This window comes from Ruegeria sp. SAZD011 (assembly GCF_059612545.1).
Genome location: NZ_JBXWQU010000020.1, coordinates 124,682 through 142,725 on the forward strand (window position 1 = coordinate 124,682; position 18,044 = coordinate 142,725).

The following is an 18,044-nucleotide window of genomic DNA, read 5'->3' on the forward strand; positions in this document are numbered from 1 at the left end:
ACCCGTGGGTAAGACCGCGAACCGTCAGTCCTCTTGCAGACTGTCGATCAGTTTCGCCACCGCCTGTTCCAGCTTTTGCCGGTCGATGCGGGTGAAATCCAGATTGTACCGCAGGTCGATCCGCCCGTTCGAGGCCGAGCATTTCGCGATCCCGCTCGGGCGGCTGATTTGAAAGGTGGTCTTGGCCCGGCGGGTCTTGTCGCCGCTGGGCGCGGGCGAAGGTGTCTGCGGTTCCGGCGCCCCTGCCCCGTCGGCAAAGCCGCGCAGGATCGCGACCTCGTCCGCCGCGCTCCGCCCCGGCTGCGCCAGTAAGGCCGCGCTGACCGCCCGGACCAACCCCGGATCGCCATCCAGCTTACGTTTGAGATCGACACCCACATTGCGCGGGATTTCGTTGGGGTGCTCCAGCGACTTGCCCAGCATCATCAGCAGGCTGGCAAAAGCACGAATATAGCTGCGCTTGGTATAGCTGGCGGATTTGAACAGAACCGACACCGCCTTGTCCACATCGGCGCAATCATTGGTCGGGTCCTCGGCATAGGCGCGGGCCAGCGCGCCCATTTCGGCAAACGAGATATCCTTGCGGATCAGGTTCTCGTCCACCATGCGCCGGTATTGATCATCCGTCGGCGCATTGGCCAGAATGCCTGCCGGGATGCGCGCGAACCGTTCATCCCCGGTTTCCTCGTAGAGCGCGCGATAGGCCGACAGCCGCCGCATGCCCTGAATCAGCTCGTACCCGCCATCGGCGCGCTTCTCGACACGGATCGGGTTCGACAGTCCGATTTCGCGGATCGAGGTTTTCAGCTCGTCCAGCTCCGGGTCCGGTCCCATGGCGCGGTCGCGGGTCAACCGTTCGGCATGGACCGCATCAAGCGGCACAAGGTCGGTGATCAGCCCCTCTTTCTTCAGCCGCACCAGTTCATGCGCAAGTTGGTCGTTTTCGGCGCGGATGCGGTCCTCGGTCTCTTGCCGGTCGCGCAGCGCATCGGCATTTTCCGAGATCGCGGTCGCCATCGGGCCCCGTCGGTGTTTATCCAGCACCTTGTCGGGCACCTTGCCGACCGGGATGTCCTCCATCGCCGGCATGTCGATATCGAAGATTCTGCGCTTGCGGGTCATGCGTCATCCTCCAGCTTGGACCAGGCCGACAACATCACCTCGCGGAACTCGCGATAGGCGTTGTCGAAAGTGCCGCGCGCGCGGCGCCAGGTTTCCCGCGTCATCTCGCGGTAGTCCATTTCGTAGACCGAATTGAGGAAGCGGCCGGATTGTTCCACCGCGCGCGTCATCTCGACCGGGTGTTCCGTGACATGATGGCCGAACACCTTGCGGAATGCTTCGTACATCGCCTGATGCAGGGCATTGCCCGGTTCATAGCGGGTCAGGATAAAGCGGATCTCGGCAAAGGTCTTGGGCAGGCCGATCTTACCCGTGGGTAAGACGCCATCGAACCCGTGCGACAGATCCTCCAACGCCTCGGCCAGCTGCCCGATGAACGAGGTGGTCGAGTCATATTCCCAGTATCCGGGCCCCGACGGGATATAGAGCATGTCGGCGGCAAACACCGCATTCATCGACTGATAGCCGATGGCGGGTGGGCAATCGAACAGGATCAGGTCATAGGCATCATCGGGGATCTGATCGAGATAGCGCGACACCGCGGCAAAGAAGGACCATTCCGGGTTCAGATGCCGGTATTGCGCGCTGGCGAATTCGACAAAGGCCGCGTTGGCGCATGACGGGATCGCGTCGATCGTCGACCAGGAGCTGGGCTTGATGAAATCGCCCACCCGCAGATCGCCCAGACCCATACCGGTGATCGACGCAGGCAGTTGGCGGCGGGGCAGGGTGGTGCCGCTTTCGGCGGCGGCGGCGCGGTTGTTCATCCGCTCGGTCTCGCGGATCAGGTCGCGCGCCATGATGCCCCAAACGGTGTAATCCTCGGCCACATCCGTCAGACCCATGGAATGGCTGAGCGTTGCCTGTGGGTCGAAATCGACCACCAGCACCCGATAGCCATCCAGTGCGGCGGCATGGGCCAGATGCAGGGCGACGGTCGACTTGCCAGCGCCGCCCTTGAAATTGGCCACCGCCGCGCGGATCGCGCGCTTGCCCGCCGGGCGTGGCGGCATCAGCGACTTGCGGTTGATCTTGAGCCGGCGGCGCAGCTCGTTCACCTCTTCCAGACTGAACCAGCGCTGGCGGCCATCGGGTTCGACCTCGCCACCGGGCAGGGTGGGATCGGCGACCAGCTTGCCGCGAAAGGTCGACTGGTTGACGTTGAAGATCAGCTCGCTCACCTCCCAGCTGGAAAAGCGGCGCAGTGTCTTTTCCATCTCGGGGCTGAAGGTCTGCTGCCGGATCCAGCCTTGCAGCTTCAGCGACTGGTTGCGCAGGTGGCTCAGGTCTTCGTGCGTATACATGCCTCGGGCTTCCTTTTCTCAGGACGCTAATTATCTGTGGTTACCCATTTACGCTGTATTTGCATTTATGGCAAAAGGAAATATCATGAGAATGCGACCTTACCCGCGGGTAAGAAAGCCCTTGAAAACAGGGGGCTTCCGATTCGGGGCCAGGGCAAGCAGAGCGCCACGATTCGGCCGCGTGTCTCTGGTAACGCTCCGCAAGATATGGGGTCACATAGGCGCCGGAATACCGCCATTAGGGGGACAGAAGGGGCCGATACGGGGACAGACAGGATGTCCCCCCTCACCAGTACTTCACCCTTTTTCTTTCTTTGAAAAGGGGAAGGGGAGGGGGCCTTGGGCCAAGCCGCTTGACAGAATCGAAGCTTTGGACGCTAATTGCTCCAAGATCGGGAAAAGCGTTGAGAAGACGCCGGACCGACAACACGGGACGACAGATCCCATCGTCGAGGCAGACGGGCAGAGAGTTGGATGATGCAGATCGCAAAACCGGTCGGGCGCAATGCGTCGGCCCTCAAATACGATATCCTGTCTGCGCTGGCAGTGCATGCGCTGGCCGGTGACAAGCATCGCCAGCGGCTGATCCTGCGGCTTTCGGCGCTGATCACCACCCGGTACAACTGGCAACGCAACGAGCTTTCCATGGGCCGTGACGAGATCGCGCGACTGTGGTCGGTGGACGAACGTACCGTGAAACGCGAGATGGCCCGTCTGCGGACACTGGGCTGGGTCGCGGTGAAACGTCCGGGCGTGCGGGGCCGGGTCAGTGTCTATGAGCTGGACCTGAAACAGATGCTGCTGGACACGCGCAACAGCTGGGCCGTGATCGGGCCGGATTTCGAGGCGCGATTGGACGAGACGCCGCAAACCGAAACCGCGGGCAATGTGGTGCCCCTACATGTACCGCCCCCGCGGTCAGAGGCCAGCGACGATCCGGTCTGGACGCAGGTTCAGGCGGCGCTCCATGGGCGCGATCCGGAACTGTGGTCAAGCTGGTTCCAGCATCTGAGCGAGGTGGAACGCGGCAACGGGCGTGCGGTGCTGATGGCGCCCAGCCGGTTCATGGCCGATTACATCGCCGCAAAATGGAGCGGGCGATTGCTGGCTGTCTATTCCCGCCTCGACCCCTCGATCCGGTCAATCCGGATCGAGGCGGCGGGGTAGGGGGCCTTAGCGTTTGCGCAGCGCGTCCTGAAGCGCGGCACCCAACGCGCCGGTATTGCCACCGCCCTTGGGCCCTGATTGCATCGGCCCGCGCGGGTTCCGGTCCTTGGGGCCGCCAGAGCGCGCCGATTTCTCCTGCCGGGCCGAGGCGCCGCCATCCTTGCGCATCGTCAGGCCGATCCGCTTGCGGGGTACATCAATCTCGGTGACCGTGACCTTGACCACCTGGCCGGTCTTGACCACCTCATGCGGGTCCTTGATGAAACGGTCGGCCAGCTGGCTGACATGCACCAGCCCGTCCTGATGCACCCCGATATCGACAAAGGCACCAAAGGCCGCGACGTTGGTCACGGTGCCTTCCAGCACCATGCCGGGGCGCAGGTCGGTGATATCCTCGACCCCGTCGGCAAAAGAGGCGGTCACGAAACTGGGGCGCGGGTCGCGGCCGGGTTTCTCCAACTCGGCCAGGATATCGCGCACGGTGGGCAGGCCGAATGTCTCGGTCACGAACTGTTCCGCCCGCAGGCCTTTCAAAGCGCCCTCATGCCCCATGATCTGGCGAATATCGCGGCCACAGGCGCTGACGATGCGGCGGGCGACCTCATAGGCCTCGGGGTGCACGGCGCTGGCGTCGAGCGGCTCCTTGCCGTCGCGGATGCGCAGGAAGCCTGCGCATTGCTCGAACGCGCGGGGGCCAAGGCGGGCCACCTTGAGCAGGTCGCGCCGCGCGGCAAAGGCCCCGTTCACGTCGCGATGGGCGACAATGGCCTCGGCCAGACCAGGCCCCAGCCCCGAGACATGCGCCAGCAGCGGCGCCGAGGCGGTGTTGAGGTCGACGCCGACCGCGTTCACCACATCTTCGATCACCGCCTCCAGCATCTGGCCCAGCCGGTGCTGGTCGACATCGTGCTGATACTGGCCGACGCCAATGCTTTTGGGTTCGATCTTGACCAGTTCGGCCAAGGGGTCCTGAAGTCGCCGGGCGATCGACACCGCACCTCGCAAGGAGACGTCCAGCCCCGGGAATTCGCGTGCCGCCAGTTCCGAGGCGGAATAGACCGAGGCGCCGGCCTCGCTCACCACCACCTTGGTGGGGGCCTTGACCGATTTCGGCAGCAGCTTCAGCGTGTCGGCCACCATGCGTTCGGTCTCGCGGCTGGCGGTGCCGTTGCCGATGGCGATCAGTTCAATGCCGTGTTGGGCGATCATCCGGGCGATGCTGGCCTGCGCCCCGCGCAGGTCGTTCTTGGGCTGGAACGGATAGAGCGTGTCGGTCGCCACCAGCTTGCCCGTGGCATCGACCACCGCCGCTTTGACCCCGGTGCGGATACCGGGATCAAGCCCCAGCGTGGGCCGCGCCCCGGCCGGGGCGGCAAAGAGCAAGTCCTTGAGATTGCGGGCAAAGACCTGGATCGCCTCTTCCTGCGCGCGGGCGCGCAGATCGCCCATCAGGTCGACCATCATCGACAGCGACAGTTTCACCCGCCAGGTCCAGCCGGCCACCTTGCGCAGCCATTCGTCACCGGGGCCGGAGCCACGGGTTTCCAGCCGCGAGGCCACCATGGTTTCGGCCCGCGTCGCGCCCTCGGCATCGGGGGCGATATCCAGCGTCACGATGCCCTCTTTCTGGGCGCGCAGCATGGCCAGCGCCCGGTGCGACGGCGTGGTGGCCCATTTTTCGGAATGAGCGAAATAGTCCGAGAACTTGGCGCCCGCCTGTTCCTGCCCCTCGATCACCTTGGCGCTCAGCATCGCCTCGCGGTGCAGAAACGCGCGCAACTCGCCCAGCAGGGTGGCATCCTCGGTCAGGCGTTCGGCCAGGATGTCGCGGGCGCCGTTCAGCGCGTCCTTGGGGGTGGGCACCGCCTCGGAGAGATAGCCCTCGGCCAGCGCCTCGGGTTCGGCGCGGCGGTCGGCCAGAATGGCCTCGGCCAAAGGTTCGAGCCCGTTTTCGCGGGCGATCATCGCCTTGGTGCGGCGCTTGGGCTTGTAAGGCAGATAGATGTCTTCAAGCTGCGCCTTGGTCTCGGCCCGCGCAATCGACAGCGACAGCTCGTCGGTCAGCTTGCCCTGATCGCGGATCGAGCCTAGGATCGTCTCGCGCCGCGCCTCGAGCTCGCGCAGATAGGTCAGCCGGTCGGCCAGCGTGCGCAGCTGGGTATCGTCCAGCCCCCCGGTCGCCTCTTTGCGGTAGCGGGCGACAAAGGGCACGGTGGCGCCTTCGTCCAGCAGCTTGACCGCGGCATCCACCTGGTCTGGGCGGGCATTGATTTCGGCGGCGATGGTGCGGGCGATACGGTCCAAGAAAATTTCTCCCAGATAGGTTGGAGATCCTATCTAGCCAGCGGGGCAGGGGAGGGGAAGGGGGCAGGGTGGGGCGCTGCCAAAGGTCGTTCGCTGGAGTATCAGTTGACCTTTTCCGGCGCAGGTCAAGACTATTGGAAACCGACCCGAAGAAGACCCTTGGAAACCCAGTCGATTTCCGTGCTCAAGTCGTAGTGCCGATTTCCAATCTGAAAACCTCGATCGGTTCCCGAAGCCCCTTGAGGCTCAACTCACCGCGAGATCCGACCTGGATTGTGTCCTCGACTGCAATCGCGGCTCTTGGGCTGAGAAGGATTTCGCCGTCTTCGGCTTCGTCGCAGAGTCGCGAGGCGAGGTTGATCGCTGTACCCGAGGCGGTGTAGTCGAATCGTCCCTCGAAGCCGACCATACCGACGGTCGCATATCCAAGCGATACGCCCACCCCGAAGCCAAGCCGATACCCCATGCGCTTCCATGTCCCGCACAGATCGGTCATCCGGGCGCGCATCGCGATTGCCAGTCGCACGGCTTCCCCCGCCGGATCGTCACAGGGTAGCGGATCGTTGAACAGCACCATGATTCCGTCTCCCATCCTGTGATCCACGCCCGCGCCATGGGCATTGATCAGCTTGCCCATCTCCTGGTGATATGTCTGCAAGACCTCGATGGTTTCTTCCGGTTCGGCCGTTTCGCAGAAGGCGGTGAACCCGCGAATGTCGCAGAACAATACGCCCAGAAGCGCCCGGTGGCTCGACAGCATCTTTTCCGAGCCTGAGGAGACGACAGTATCGGCCACTGCCGCTGGCAGGAACCGCTTCAGGCGGCCCATCCGCTCGATCTCGTCCACCTGTTCGCTTACCCGAGTTTCGAGCGAGGCGTTGAGTGCTTCGACTTCGGCGGTGCGGTCGGCGAGCGCACGGAATTGTCGCACATTCTCGATCGCGATCACCGCCTGGGCTGCGAAAGTTTTCACAAGGCCAATCTCGCTGTCAGAGAAAGCACTTTCAACTGGCCGGAAAAGGCCCAGCACCCCAATTGCTTCGTTTGCTCTCATGAGGGGAACCCAAAGGACAGCACGAACGCCATCATCCTCCAGGTCCCGGCGCGCTTCGACGTTTTGGATGTCCCTTGTCGAACGCCGATGGACGATCCGGGTTTCACGGACGGCGAGGCAGGCGCCGAAATCACCATCGAGGTTGAATTTGGACATTCCGACAGCGAAATTCCTGAAACTTCCCTGCAAAGCTGCAATAGTCAGTTCGGTTCGAGCCTCATCAAGAAGCACAAGCGCAGCAACAGAGGCGTTGCAAAGCTGACTTGCATTGGCGAGGATCACATCGAAAACCGGCTTTTCGTCATCGCGGTTTCGGGAAATGAGGCCGAGTATCTCACTGCTGGCCTTCTCTCGCTCCAGCCTGTCCTGCACCTCGCGGAACTGGCGTGAATTCTCGATGGCAATGACGGCCTGCGCGGCGAAGCTTTCGACCAAACGCAGTTCGGCTTCGACGAAAGGTTTGACCTCCTTGCGGCTCAGAGCAATCGCGCCAATCGCCTGCGGTCCGTTCATCAGTGGCACGATCAGCCAAGAGCGCACGCCTTCGAGGTCTACAACGTGTTTGATAACCGGGTCTTTATCGCGATAGAAATCGGTATCGCTCAGGTCGGCGATATTGATCGTGTGACCGGTGCGAATGACCTCTGGAATCGGTCGACCACTGTCCAGGGGCGCTGAACCGCCTGCGCTGAAGGCCGTTTTCTCAAACCCCCAGTAAGAGGCAATCTCAAAGTGCGTCCTAGATGCATTCGCAAGCTGCAGGGAGGCTTGGCTTGCCTCGCACAACTCTGCCGCTTGGGTGAGAATAGCCTCAAAGACTGGCCCTTCGTCATCACGCGACCTTTGAATGACTTCGAGGATACGCCGAGTAGCTTCTTCACGCCGAAGTCCGCGATGCAGTTCGACCAGCAGACTTTCCCGTTCTGAATCCTCAATCATCGCCGGTCTAGCCCACCTGAAGTCCGAATTCGACAATGGGTTAAAGCTATACAGTTGAGCAGTATCTTGCCAGCGTCTCGCGACGATCAAGCTGCTTCAAGGCCAGTTTCATTCCACATAGCCGCCGTCCGGCGCGATACCTCGGGTGCGCTTGCCCGACCATGCTGATGCGACCCGACCCGCAAGGACGAGACCTGATGCGTCACCAATGAGCAAAACGCTCTGATTTTGCACATATGATTCCGGACAGTTTCCGCGCCCTAGTCACCCACGCACGCGGATTTGCGCAGACTGGGGCAAAATGCGCAGTCTCCCTCGATTGAAACGCGGCGCGCGCCCATGTATGGGGAGCCTGTCAAATCAGAGTAACCGGTGTCGGACCAAAGGCCCGATTCCCCCGCGCCGCAATGGATGTGGCAACACACTCTCGGATCGCACGCCCCAGGAAAGGCTAGAAAAGGTAAGAGAATATGGCTGATAAAATGAACTCCGACATATTGTATACCATTGTAGACGAAGCGCCGGAGCTGGCCAGCGCCTCGTTCCTGCCGATCATCCGCAAGTTCGTTTCGGCGGCGGATATCACGGTTGGAACGCCCGATATCTCGCTGGCGGGCCGCATCATCGCGACCTTCCCCGAGAACCTGACCGCCGATCAGCGTCAGTCCGACGATCTGGCCGCCCTGGGCGAGCTGGTGAAGACGCCCACCGCCAATGTGATCAAGCTGCCCAACATCTCGGCCTCGGTGCCGCAGCTGGTGGCCGCGATCGAGGAATTGCAGAACCAGGGTTACGACATCCCGTCCTATCCCGAGGCGCCCGCCACGGATGCGGAAAAGGAGATCCGTGCGCGCTATGACGCGATCAAGGGCTCGGCGGTGAACCCGGTCCTGCGCGAAGGCAACTCGGACCGTCGTTCGGCCAAGGCGGTCAAGAGCTATGCGCAGAAGAACCCGCATTCGATGGGGGAATGGGTCTCGACCTCGAAAACCAAGGTCAGCTCGATGCCGGGCAACGATTTCTATGCCAACGAGAAATCGGCCACCATCACCGCCGCGCAGGCGGGCAAGGCGCGGATCGAGTTCATCGGCGCCGATGGCAGCGTGACCGAGCTGAAGAAGAACTGGCAGCTGGACGAAGGCACGGTTGCCGATGCGACGTTCATGTCGGTCAAGGCGCTGGGTGCCTTCCTGGCCGATGCCATCGAGGACACCAAGGCCGACGGCACCATGTTCTCGCTGCATATGAAGGCGACGATGATGAAGGTTTCGGACCCGATCATCTTTGGCCACGCGGTCAAGGCCTGGCTGGCGCCGGTGTTCGAGAAGTTCGGCGACCGCATGGCGGCGCTTGGTGTGAATCCGAATTCCGGCCTGGGCGACCTGCTGGAGCGGGTCAAGGGCGACGCCGAGATCCTGGCCGCCATCGAGGCGGTCAAGGCGGATCGTCCGGCCATGTACATGGTCGACAGCGACAAGGGCATCACCAACCTGCACGTTCCGTCTGACGTGATCATCGACGCCTCGATGCCCGCCGTGATCCGCGCGGGCGGCAAGGGCTGGGACGAGACCGGCGCCAAGGGCGACACCAATTGCGTGATCCCCGACCGCTGCTATGCGACCGTCTATGACGAGACCATCAACTTCTTCAAGGCCAACGGCGCGCTGGACGTGACCACCGCCGGGTCGGTGGCCAACGTTGGCCTGATGGCGCAGAAGGCCGAGGAATACGGGTCGCACCCGACCACGTTCGAGGCACCCGCAGACGGCACCATCCGTATCGTGCTGGCCAATGGCGACGTGCTGCATTCGCATGCGGTCGAGGCGGGCGATATCTGGCGCGCCTGCACCGTCAAGAAGGCGCCCATCGAGAACTGGATCCAGCTGGCGATGGACCGTCAGCGCCTGACCGGGTCCGAGGCAATCTTCTGGCTGGACGCAAATCGCGCCCATGACGCGCAGCTGATCGCCTATGTCAAACCGGCGCTCGAAGCGGCGGGCGTGGCCGACAAGTTCCAGATCCTGGCCCCGCGCGAGGCGACGGCGCAATCGCTCAAGACCATCACCGCGGGCAAGGACAGCATCGCCATCACCGGCAACGTGCTGCGCGACTACCTGACCGACCTGTTCCCGATCCTGGAACTGGGCACCTCGGCCAAGATGCTGTCCATCGTCAAGCTGATGCAGGGCGGCGGGCTGTTCGAGACCGGCGCCGGTGGCTCGGCCCCGAAACATGTGCAGCAGCTGGTCGAGGAAAACCACCTGCGCTGGGATTCGATGGGGGAATTCTGCGCACTGGGGGAAAGCCTGAACTTCCTCGCCGACAGCCGGGGCAATGCCAAGGCCGGGGTACTGGGCCGTGCCGCCGAGGCGGCGACCCAGGGTATTCTGGACTTCAACCGCAGCCCCAGCCGCAAGGTGGGTCAGCCCGACAACCGCGACAGCCATTACTGGTTCGCCCGCTACTGGGCCGAGGCGCTGGCGGCGCAATCCGACGATGCCGATCTGGCCGCCGAATTCGCCCCGCTGGCCAAGGCGCTGGCCGATGGCGAGCAGGCGATCCTGACCGAACTGGCCGCAGCCCAGGGCAAATCCGCCGATATCGGCGGCTATTACAAGCCTTCGGCCGAGAAGAAGGCGGCGATCATGCGGCCGTCTGCGACGCTGAACGCGATCATCGGCTGAGCCTGATGGTTTGAAAGTTCAGGGGCGCGGGGATCAACCCCCGCGCCCTTTTTCATGTCAGCCCAGACGCGGGAACACCGCCGTCTTCTTCACCGTGCTGTAGACGAAACTGGTGTCGATCGAGGCGATGCCTCCGATGGGGTGGATGCGGGTGCGGATGAACTGTTCGTAGGCATCCAGCCCCGACACCACCACCCGCAGCTGGTAATCCATCGCGCCGGTCATGATGTGGCATTCCAGCACTTCGTCGATCTGGCGCACGCGGGTTTCGAACCGCTGCACGTCCTCCTGATTGTGGCGTTCCAGCCGGATGCGGACAAAGACGGTGATCGGCAGCCCATAGGCGGCCGGGTCCACGTCGACGGCAAAACCCCGGATGGCGCCGCTCTTTTCAAGATTGCGCAGGCGGCGCAAGCAGGGCGAGGGCGAGAGACTCACCTTTTCGGCCAGGTCCTGGTTGGTCATGCGCCCGTCCTGTTGCAGGGCGCGGATGATCTGGCGATCTTTGCTATCCATTTTTGTCTTTCTTGGCAGAAACTGCCAATATTGAATATCAAGTTGGCAGAAATAGCAATCTCATCGCTGTTTGGCTTGGCTATCCTGACCGCAACACCAGATCAGGAGATCCCGCCATGACCCATGCCAAGGGCTTTGCCAGCCGCGCCATCCACCACGCCTATGACCCGCTGGACCACGAGGGCGCGCTGACGCCGCCCTTGCATCTGACCTCGACCTTTGCCTTCGAGACCGCCGAGGCCGGGGGCGAGATGTTCGCGGGCGAGCGTCAGGGGCATATCTATTCGCGCATCTCGAACCCGACGCTCGACCTGCTGGAACAGCGTATCGCCACGCTCGAAGGGGCCGAGGCGGGGCTGGCGCTGTCCTCGGGGATGGGCGCGATTACCGCCGTTCTGTGGACGCTGTTGTCGCCGGGGGATGAGGTGATCGTGGACAAGACGCTCTATGGCTGCACCTTCTCTTACATGCGGCATGGGCTGGCGAAATGGGGGGTGACCATCACCCATGTGGACCTGACCGATCCCGAGAACCTGAAAACCGCGATCAGCGACAAGACCCGCGTGGTCTATTTCGAGACACCCGCCAACCCGAACATGCGGCTGGTCGATATTGCGGCGGTGAGCGAGATCGCGCATGGCGCCGGTGCCTCGGTCGTGGTCGACAATACCTATGCCACGCCCTATCTGACCCGGCCCATCGAGATGGGCGCCGATATCGTGCTGCATTCGGCCACCAAATATCTGGGCGGTCATGGCGATGTGGTGGCGGGCCTTGTGGTGGGCGGTGCCGAGCAGATCGCCGAGATCCGCCTCTATGGCATGAAGGACATGACCGGCGCCGTCATGGCCCCGTTCAACGCGATGCTGATCCTGCGCGGGCTGAAAACGCTGGCGCTGCGGATGGACCGGCATTGCGCCTCGGCGCAGGTGGTGGCCGAATGGCTGGCCGCGCATCCGGCGGTGGGCGAGGTCTATTTCCCCGGTCTGCCGTCCTTTGCCCAGCACGCGCTGGCAAACCGGCAGATGGCCCAGCCCGGCGCGATGATCGCGTTCGAGCTGAAGGGCGGCATAGATGCGGGCCGGGCGATGATGAACCGGCTGAATATGATCGCGCGGGCGGTATCGCTGGGCGATGCCGAGACGCTGATCCAGCATCCGGCCTCGATGACCCATTCCACCTATACGCCCGAGGAACGGGCCGAGCATGGCATCAGCGACGGGCTGGTCCGGCTGTCGGTCGGTCTGGAAGAGGTCGAGGACATTCTGGCCGATCTGGCGCAGTCGCTGGACGCGCCCCAGGTTCAGGCCGCCGCCTGAGGGCGGTGGCGGCCGCGCGCCTCGGGGAGGGGCGCGCGGCCCCCGAATACCCCTGACCGGACCGATGCGCGGGGCAAACCCGGCGTTGAAATCCCGCGCCACCGGGGCAGGGAAATGATAGACTTCGCCGGACGGGTCTGATCCCGCATTGCAAGGAGAGCGCCGATGAGCACGCCGCAGGACCTTAGCCACCTCAAGACCATCGAACAGCGCATCCTGTGGCTGTCGCACTGGATGATCCACCACGCCAATCACATCCGCCCCAAGGTGGACGGGATCAAGATCGGCGGCCATCAGGCCAGCTCGGCCTCGATGGTGTCTATCATGACGGCGCTTTATTTCAGTGCGCTCAGACCCGAGGACCGAGTGGCGGTGAAACCCCATGCCAGCCCGGTGTTCCATGCCATCCAGTACCTGATGGGCAACCTCGACCGCGCGCGGATGGAGAACTTTCGCGGTTATGGCGGGGTGCAATCCTATCCCAGCCGGACCAAGGATGTGGATGACGTCGATTTCTCGACCGGTTCGGTGGGGCTGGGCGTGGCCGTGACCGCCTTTGCCGCGCTGGTGCAGGACTACATCGCCGCCAAGGACTGGGGGCAGGGCGCGCCCATGGGCCGGATGGTGGCGCTGGTGGGCGATGCCGAACTGGACGAGGGCAATGTTTACGAGACCCTGCAAGAGGGGTGGAAGAACGACCTGCGCAATTGCTGGTGGATCATCGACTATAACCGCCAGTCGCTGGACGGGATCGTGCGCGAGGGTCTGTTCGAACGAGTCGAGAAGATTTTCGACGCCTTTGGCTGGGACGTGGTGCGGATCAAGTATGGCGCGCTGCAACGGGCGGCATTTGCCGAACCGGGCGGTGACAAGCTGCGCGACTGGATCGACGCCTGCCCGAACCAGCAGTATTCGGCGCTGACTTTCATGGGCGGCGCGGTCTGGCGCAAGCGGCTGATGGAGGATCTGGGCGATCAGGGCGACGTTTCCGCCTTGCTCGACCGGCGCAGCGATGACGAACTGGCCGAGTTGATGGAAAACCTGGGCGGCAATTGCGTGGCCACCATGGCCGAGACCTTTGCCGGCATCGACCATGACCGGCCCACCTGTTTCCTGGCCTATACGGTCAAGGGCTGGGGCACGCCCATCGCGGGCCACAAGGACAATCATGGCGGGCTGATGAACAAGACCCAGTTTGCCGCCTGGCAGGCCCATATGGGCGTGCCCGAGGGGCAGGAATGGGAGCCGCTGGCCACCGTCGCCGACCCCGGTGCGCTGCGCGCCTTTCTGGACGGTGTGCCGTTTTTCGCCAAGGGGCGGCGGCGGTTCTCCGATGCCCGCCTTGCGGTGCCGGGGATCGAGATTGCGAGCGACCGCGAGATCTCGACCCAGGCCGCCTTTGGCAAGGTGCTGGACGATCTCAGCAAGGGCGACAGCGAGCTTGCGGCGCGCATCGTCACCACCTCGCCCGATGTGACGGGGACCACCAACCTTGGTCCCTGGGTGAACCGGCGCAAGCTGTTCGCGCGCAAGGATCAGGCTGACGCGTTTATCGAGCACAAGATCCCCTCGACCGCGAAATGGGAGTTCACGCCCAAGGGTCAGCATATCGAGCTGGGCATCGCCGAGATGAACCTGATGCTGCTGTTGGGGGCGGCGGGGCTGAGCCATTCGCTGTTCGGCAAGCGGCTGATCCCGGTCGGCACGGTCTATGACCCGTTTGTGGCGCGCGGCCTCGATGCGCTGAACTATGCCTGTTACCAGGATGCGCGGTTTATGCTGGTGGGCACGCCCTCGGGTGTGACGCTGGCGCCCGAAGGCGGGGCGCATCAATCCATCGGCTCGCCGCTCATCGGGATGAGCCAGGACGGGTTGGCCGCGTTCGAACCCGCCTTTGCCGACGAGTTGGCGGTGATCATGGAATGGGCGTTCGACTATCTGCAACGCGATGGCGAGGGCGACCCGGACGAGCGCACCTGGCTGCGTGACGAGACCGGGGGCAGCGTCTATCTCAGGCTCTCGACCAATCCGATCGAGCAGCCGGGCAAGCGGGTGGACGATGCCTTTCGACAGGGCGCCATCGACGGTGCCTATTGGCTGCGCAAGCCGGGGCCCAATGCCGAGGTGGTGATCGCCTATCAGGGCGCGGTGGCGCCCGAGGCGATCCGCGCCGCCGGGCTGCTGGGTGAGGCACGGCGCGATGTCGGTGTGCTGGCGGTGACCTCGGCCGACCGGCTGAACGCCGGTTGGACCGCCGCGCAGCGGGCGCGGGCACGCGGCAACCCGGCGGCGCTGTCGCATATCGAACGGCTGATGGGCGAATTGCCGCCGCATTGCCATCTGGTGACGGTGATCGACGGGCATCCGGCGACGCTGGGCTGGCTGGGATCGGTGGCCGGGCACCGGACCATCCCGCTGGGGGTGGAGCATTTCGGCCAGACCGGCACCATTGGCGATCTCTACCGCCATTTCGGCATCGACGCAGGCGCGATTGTCGGGCGGGTCGAGGGGCTGACGGCCGGTCGCCCGGGGCAACCGGCGCGGCTGGTCGGATAGGGCTTGCCCCCGCCTGCGGGAGAGTGATTAACCTGTTACAGGCTCGGGTCGCGGGTCAAGGGGGCAGGGATTTAAGGAAATCCCTGCTCACAGGATTTCACTTGAAATCCTGTGCCACCGCGCCGCCTGACCCTGGTGCGAGGAGGAGGCCATGCCGCATTTCATCGTCGACTATTCCGGCAACCTCGAGGACGCGCTGGATATCGGTGCGCTTTGCGAGGTGATCCGCGCCACCGCCGAGGGGATCGACACCTTTCCCATGCCGGGCATCCGGGTGCGCGCCTTTCGTGCCGATCACTGGGCGATTGCCGACGGCGATCCGAAACACGGGTTCATCGACATCTCGATCCGGCTGCGCGCGGGCCGCGCGCCCGAGGTGAAACAGGCCGCTGCCAACGAGGTCTTCGAAGCGGTCCGCGCCTTTGTCGCCCCGGTCATGGCGCAGCGCTCGCTGGCCCTATCGCTGGAGATGCGCGATATCGACCCGGACCTGTCGCCCAAGACCGGCTCGATCCGCGATCACCTCTGAATCCGGACCAGAGATTGCCCTAGCCCCTCTGTGCGATCCGCTGTAATTGCCGGGGATGGACAAGACGCAAAGCTATGACATTTTCCTGATCGCCCCGCCGGGGCTGGAACAGCCTCTGGCCAAAGAGGCATCCGAGTGCGGTTTTGCCGAACCGCGCGTGGTGCCCGGCGGGGTCGAGACGCGCGGGTCCTGGTCCGATGTCATGCGCGCCAATCTGGTGCTGCGCGGCGCGGGCCGGGTTCTGGTGCGGATCGGCGGCTTTCCGGCGGTGCATCTGGCGCAGCTCGACAAGCGGGCGCGCAAGTTCGCCTGGGGCGATTTCCTGCGCGCGGATGTGCCTGTTCGGGTCGAAGCGGTCAGCCGCAAGTCCAAGATCTATCACGCAGGCGCCGCCAAGCAGCGCGTCGAACGCGCCCTTGCCGAGGAACTGGGTGCCCCCATCTCGGATGATGCCGATATTCGCCTGATGCTGCGGATCGAGCGCGATTTCTGCACCTTTTCCATCGACACATCAGGCGAGGCGCTGCACAAGCGCGGCCACAAGGAGGCGGTGGGCAAGGCCCCCATGCGCGAGACCATGGCGGCGCTGTTCCTGCGTCAATGCGGGTTCGACGGGGTCGAGCCGGTGCTCGACCCGATGTGCGGCTCGGGCTCATTCGTGATCGAGGCGGCGGAATGGGCGGCCGGGCTGGCGCCGGGGCGCACGCGCAGCTTTGCCTTTGAACAGTTGGCGGGGTTCGATGCCGCCCAGTGGCAGACGCTGCGCGCCGCGGCGGGCGCGGGTGGCAGGCCCGAGAGCCTGTATTGCGGTTCGGACCGCAACGCGGGCGCCATCGAGGCCAGCCGCGCCAATGCGACCCGCGCGGGCGTCAGCGATTTCTGCGCGTTTCATCAGCGCCCGGTCAGCGATATCCGCCCGCCCGAGGGGCGGCCCGGACTGGTCATCGTCAACCCGCCCTATGGCGCGCGGATCGGCGATCAGGCGCGGCTGCGCGCGCTCTACGGCAGTCTGGGCAAGGTGCTGATGGAGCGCTTCAGCGGTTGGCGTGTCGGGCTGATCACCTCAGAGATGAGCCTGGCGCGGGCGACCCGGCTGCCGTTTCAGGCGCCCGGCCCGGTGGTCGATCATGGTGGCATCAAGGTGCGGCTTTACCAGTCGGCCCGGTTGCGCTGATAGCGCTGACAAAGCTGCTTGACGCGCGCGGGGACAAAAGGCAGATGCGTCGCGCGGGCAACCGGTCTAGTCTGACCCCAAGTCGCCCGAGACAGGAGAGACCCGTGGCCCACGAGGCACAGAAAGCCATTGCGCGCAATTCGCTGCTGATCCGGTCGTTGCCGGAACAGCATGTGGACGCCTTGTTGAATCAGGCGGTCTGGCGCAGCTATGACCGGGGCGAGACGCTGTTCCTGCAAGAGGAAAAGGCGCAGGCGATCCATGTTGTGATCGACGGTTGGGTCAAGCTGTTCCGGATGACGCCGACCGGGTCCGAGGCGGTGGTCAGCGTGTTCACCCGGGGCGAGAGCTTTGGCGAGGCGGTGGCGCTGCGCAACATGCCCTATCCGGTCTCGGCCGAGGCGGTGACCCCCTGCGACGTGATGCATATTCCCAGCCCCGTCTTTGTCTCGCTGATGCGGCGCGACCCCGAGATCTGTATCTCGATCCTGGCCACCACGTTTGGCCATCTGCATTCGCTGGTGGCGCAGCTGGAACAGCTCAAGGCGCAGACCGGCGCGCAGCGGGTGGCGGAGTTCCTGCTGGAGCTGTGCGATTGCGAGCAGGGACCCTGCGAGGTGACGCTGCCTTATGACAAGATGCTGATCGCGGGCCGTCTGGGCATGAAGCCCGAAAGCCTGAGCCGCGCCTTCTCGCGGCTCAAGGCGGCGGGGGTGACCGTTCAGCGCAACCATGCCGATATCGAGGATGTGGCGATGTTGCGCGACTATGCCGAAAGCGATCCGGCCGATAGCTGGAGCAAGTCATGACGACCCGTTTGCAGGCGGTTCTGGCAGCCATCGATAGCGCCAACAGCGCCGATCCCCGGTTGGACGAGGGGCGGCCCGAGGCGCTGCTATACGGCGAACGAATGAGCGCCGAACTGGCACGGCTGGTGCCCGATGCGCCGGATGTGTTGCAGATCGCCGCGCGCGGCCAGCATGTGGAACGCTGGAAACTGGCGCGTGCGACATACCCCGAGGGCCGCGCCGGATACCTGGCCTGGCGCCGGGCGCAGGCGGTGCATCATGCCGAGGTGGTGAGTGGGCTGATGTCCGAGGCCGGATATGGCGCCGAGGAGATAGAGGCGGCGGGCCGGATGCTGCGCAAGGAAGGCATCAAGCGCGACGCGCTGGTGCAGGCGCTGGAGGATGTGATCTGTTTCGTCTTCCTGCGTTGGTATTTCGCACCCTTCGCGGCCAAGCACAGCCCGGAGAAGGTGCAGGACATCGTCGAAAAGACCGCGCGCAAGATGTCGGCGCCCGCGCGTGCACGGGTGCTTGAGGAATTCGACCTGCCCGCTGATCTGGCCGCCGCGTTCGCGGGCTGAACCGGGC

At 64.1% G+C, this 18,044-nt stretch carries 13 protein-coding genes; 8 read left to right on the forward strand and 5 right to left on the reverse strand.

All coding sequences use genetic code 11. From position 1 onward, the window contains the following. Nucleotides 1–24: 24 nt before the first annotated feature. Both AC2FLM_RS06970 and AC2FLM_RS06975 read right to left on the reverse strand, forming a co-directional pair. On the reverse strand, nucleotides 25–1,122 hold the full coding sequence (locus AC2FLM_RS06970; RefSeq protein WP_496856779.1) for a ParB/RepB/Spo0J family partition protein: 1,098 nt from the start codon (nucleotides 1,120–1,122) through the stop codon (nucleotides 25–27). Next, nucleotides 1,119–2,426: an AAA family ATPase gene (locus AC2FLM_RS06975; RefSeq protein WP_234168414.1), complete on the reverse strand. Its 1,308-nt coding sequence runs from the start codon at nucleotides 2,424–2,426 to the stop codon at nucleotides 1,119–1,121. The genes AC2FLM_RS06970 and AC2FLM_RS06975 overlap by 4 nt, the downstream gene beginning before the upstream one ends. 474 nt (nucleotides 2,427–2,900) lie before the next feature. On the opposite strand from AC2FLM_RS06975, the gene AC2FLM_RS06980 reads away from it, so the two are divergent. Beyond that, nucleotides 2,901–3,593 carry a DnaA N-terminal domain-containing protein gene (locus AC2FLM_RS06980; RefSeq protein ID WP_496856781.1) on the forward strand — a complete coding sequence of 231 codons (693 nt, stop codon included), beginning with the start codon at nucleotides 2,901–2,903 and terminating at the stop codon, nucleotides 3,591–3,593. Nucleotides 3,594–3,599: 6 nt separating this feature from the next. On the opposite strand, the gene AC2FLM_RS06985 is transcribed toward AC2FLM_RS06980, so the two are convergent. Continuing rightward, nucleotides 3,600–5,897, reverse strand: coding sequence for a Tex family protein (locus AC2FLM_RS06985; protein ID WP_496856783.1), 2,298 nt, complete (start codon nucleotides 5,895–5,897; stop codon nucleotides 3,600–3,602). Nucleotides 5,898–6,081: 184 nt separating this feature from the next. Then, nucleotides 6,082–7,890, reverse strand: coding sequence for a GAF domain-containing protein (locus tag AC2FLM_RS06990; RefSeq protein WP_496856785.1), 1,809 nt, complete (start codon nucleotides 7,888–7,890; stop codon nucleotides 6,082–6,084). A 470-nt stretch (nucleotides 7,891–8,360) separates the two neighbouring features. On the opposite strand from AC2FLM_RS06990, the gene AC2FLM_RS06995 reads away from it, so the two are divergent. Further along, nucleotides 8,361–10,574, forward strand: coding sequence for an NADP-dependent isocitrate dehydrogenase (locus tag AC2FLM_RS06995; RefSeq protein WP_234221073.1), 2,214 nt, complete (start codon nucleotides 8,361–8,363; stop codon nucleotides 10,572–10,574). A 57-nt stretch (nucleotides 10,575–10,631) separates the two neighbouring features. Here the strand turns inward: AC2FLM_RS06995 and AC2FLM_RS07000 are convergent, their stop codons facing one another. Beyond that, entirely contained in the window at nucleotides 10,632–11,090 is a 459-nt protein-coding gene (locus tag AC2FLM_RS07000; protein WP_234140617.1) for an Lrp/AsnC family transcriptional regulator, read from the reverse strand. 116 nt (nucleotides 11,091–11,206) lie between these two features. Between AC2FLM_RS07000 and AC2FLM_RS07005 the strand changes: the two genes are divergently transcribed. From AC2FLM_RS07005 to AC2FLM_RS07030, 6 genes are all read left to right on the forward strand, one after another. Next, entirely contained in the window at nucleotides 11,207–12,409 is a 1,203-nt protein-coding gene (locus tag AC2FLM_RS07005) for a methionine gamma-lyase (protein ID WP_496856787.1), read from the forward strand. Nucleotides 12,410–12,574: 165 nt separating this feature from the next. Next, nucleotides 12,575–14,965: a thiamine pyrophosphate-binding protein gene (locus tag AC2FLM_RS07010; RefSeq protein ID WP_234140622.1), complete on the forward strand. Its 2,391-nt coding sequence runs from the start codon at nucleotides 12,575–12,577 to the stop codon at nucleotides 14,963–14,965. A 151-nt stretch (nucleotides 14,966–15,116) separates the two neighbouring features. After that, nucleotides 15,117–15,494, forward strand: a complete 378-nt coding sequence (locus AC2FLM_RS07015) for a 5-carboxymethyl-2-hydroxymuconate Delta-isomerase (protein WP_496856789.1) — start codon at nucleotides 15,117–15,119, stop codon at nucleotides 15,492–15,494. 55 nt (nucleotides 15,495–15,549) lie between these two features. Continuing rightward, a complete protein-coding gene (locus AC2FLM_RS07020) occupies nucleotides 15,550–16,668 on the forward strand; it encodes a THUMP domain-containing class I SAM-dependent RNA methyltransferase (RefSeq protein WP_496856790.1) in 1,119 nt (372 codons plus the stop codon). A 104-nt stretch (nucleotides 16,669–16,772) separates the two neighbouring features. Further along, the gene (locus AC2FLM_RS07025; RefSeq protein ID WP_234140625.1) at nucleotides 16,773–17,477 is read left to right on the forward strand and encodes a Crp/Fnr family transcriptional regulator; all 705 of its coding nucleotides are present in this window, start codon (nucleotides 16,773–16,775) and stop codon (nucleotides 17,475–17,477) included. After that, nucleotides 17,474–18,037, forward strand: coding sequence for a DUF4202 domain-containing protein (locus tag AC2FLM_RS07030; protein WP_234176951.1), 564 nt, complete (start codon nucleotides 17,474–17,476; stop codon nucleotides 18,035–18,037). The genes AC2FLM_RS07025 and AC2FLM_RS07030 overlap by 4 nt, the downstream gene beginning before the upstream one ends. Nucleotides 18,038–18,044: the final 7 nt, after the last annotated feature.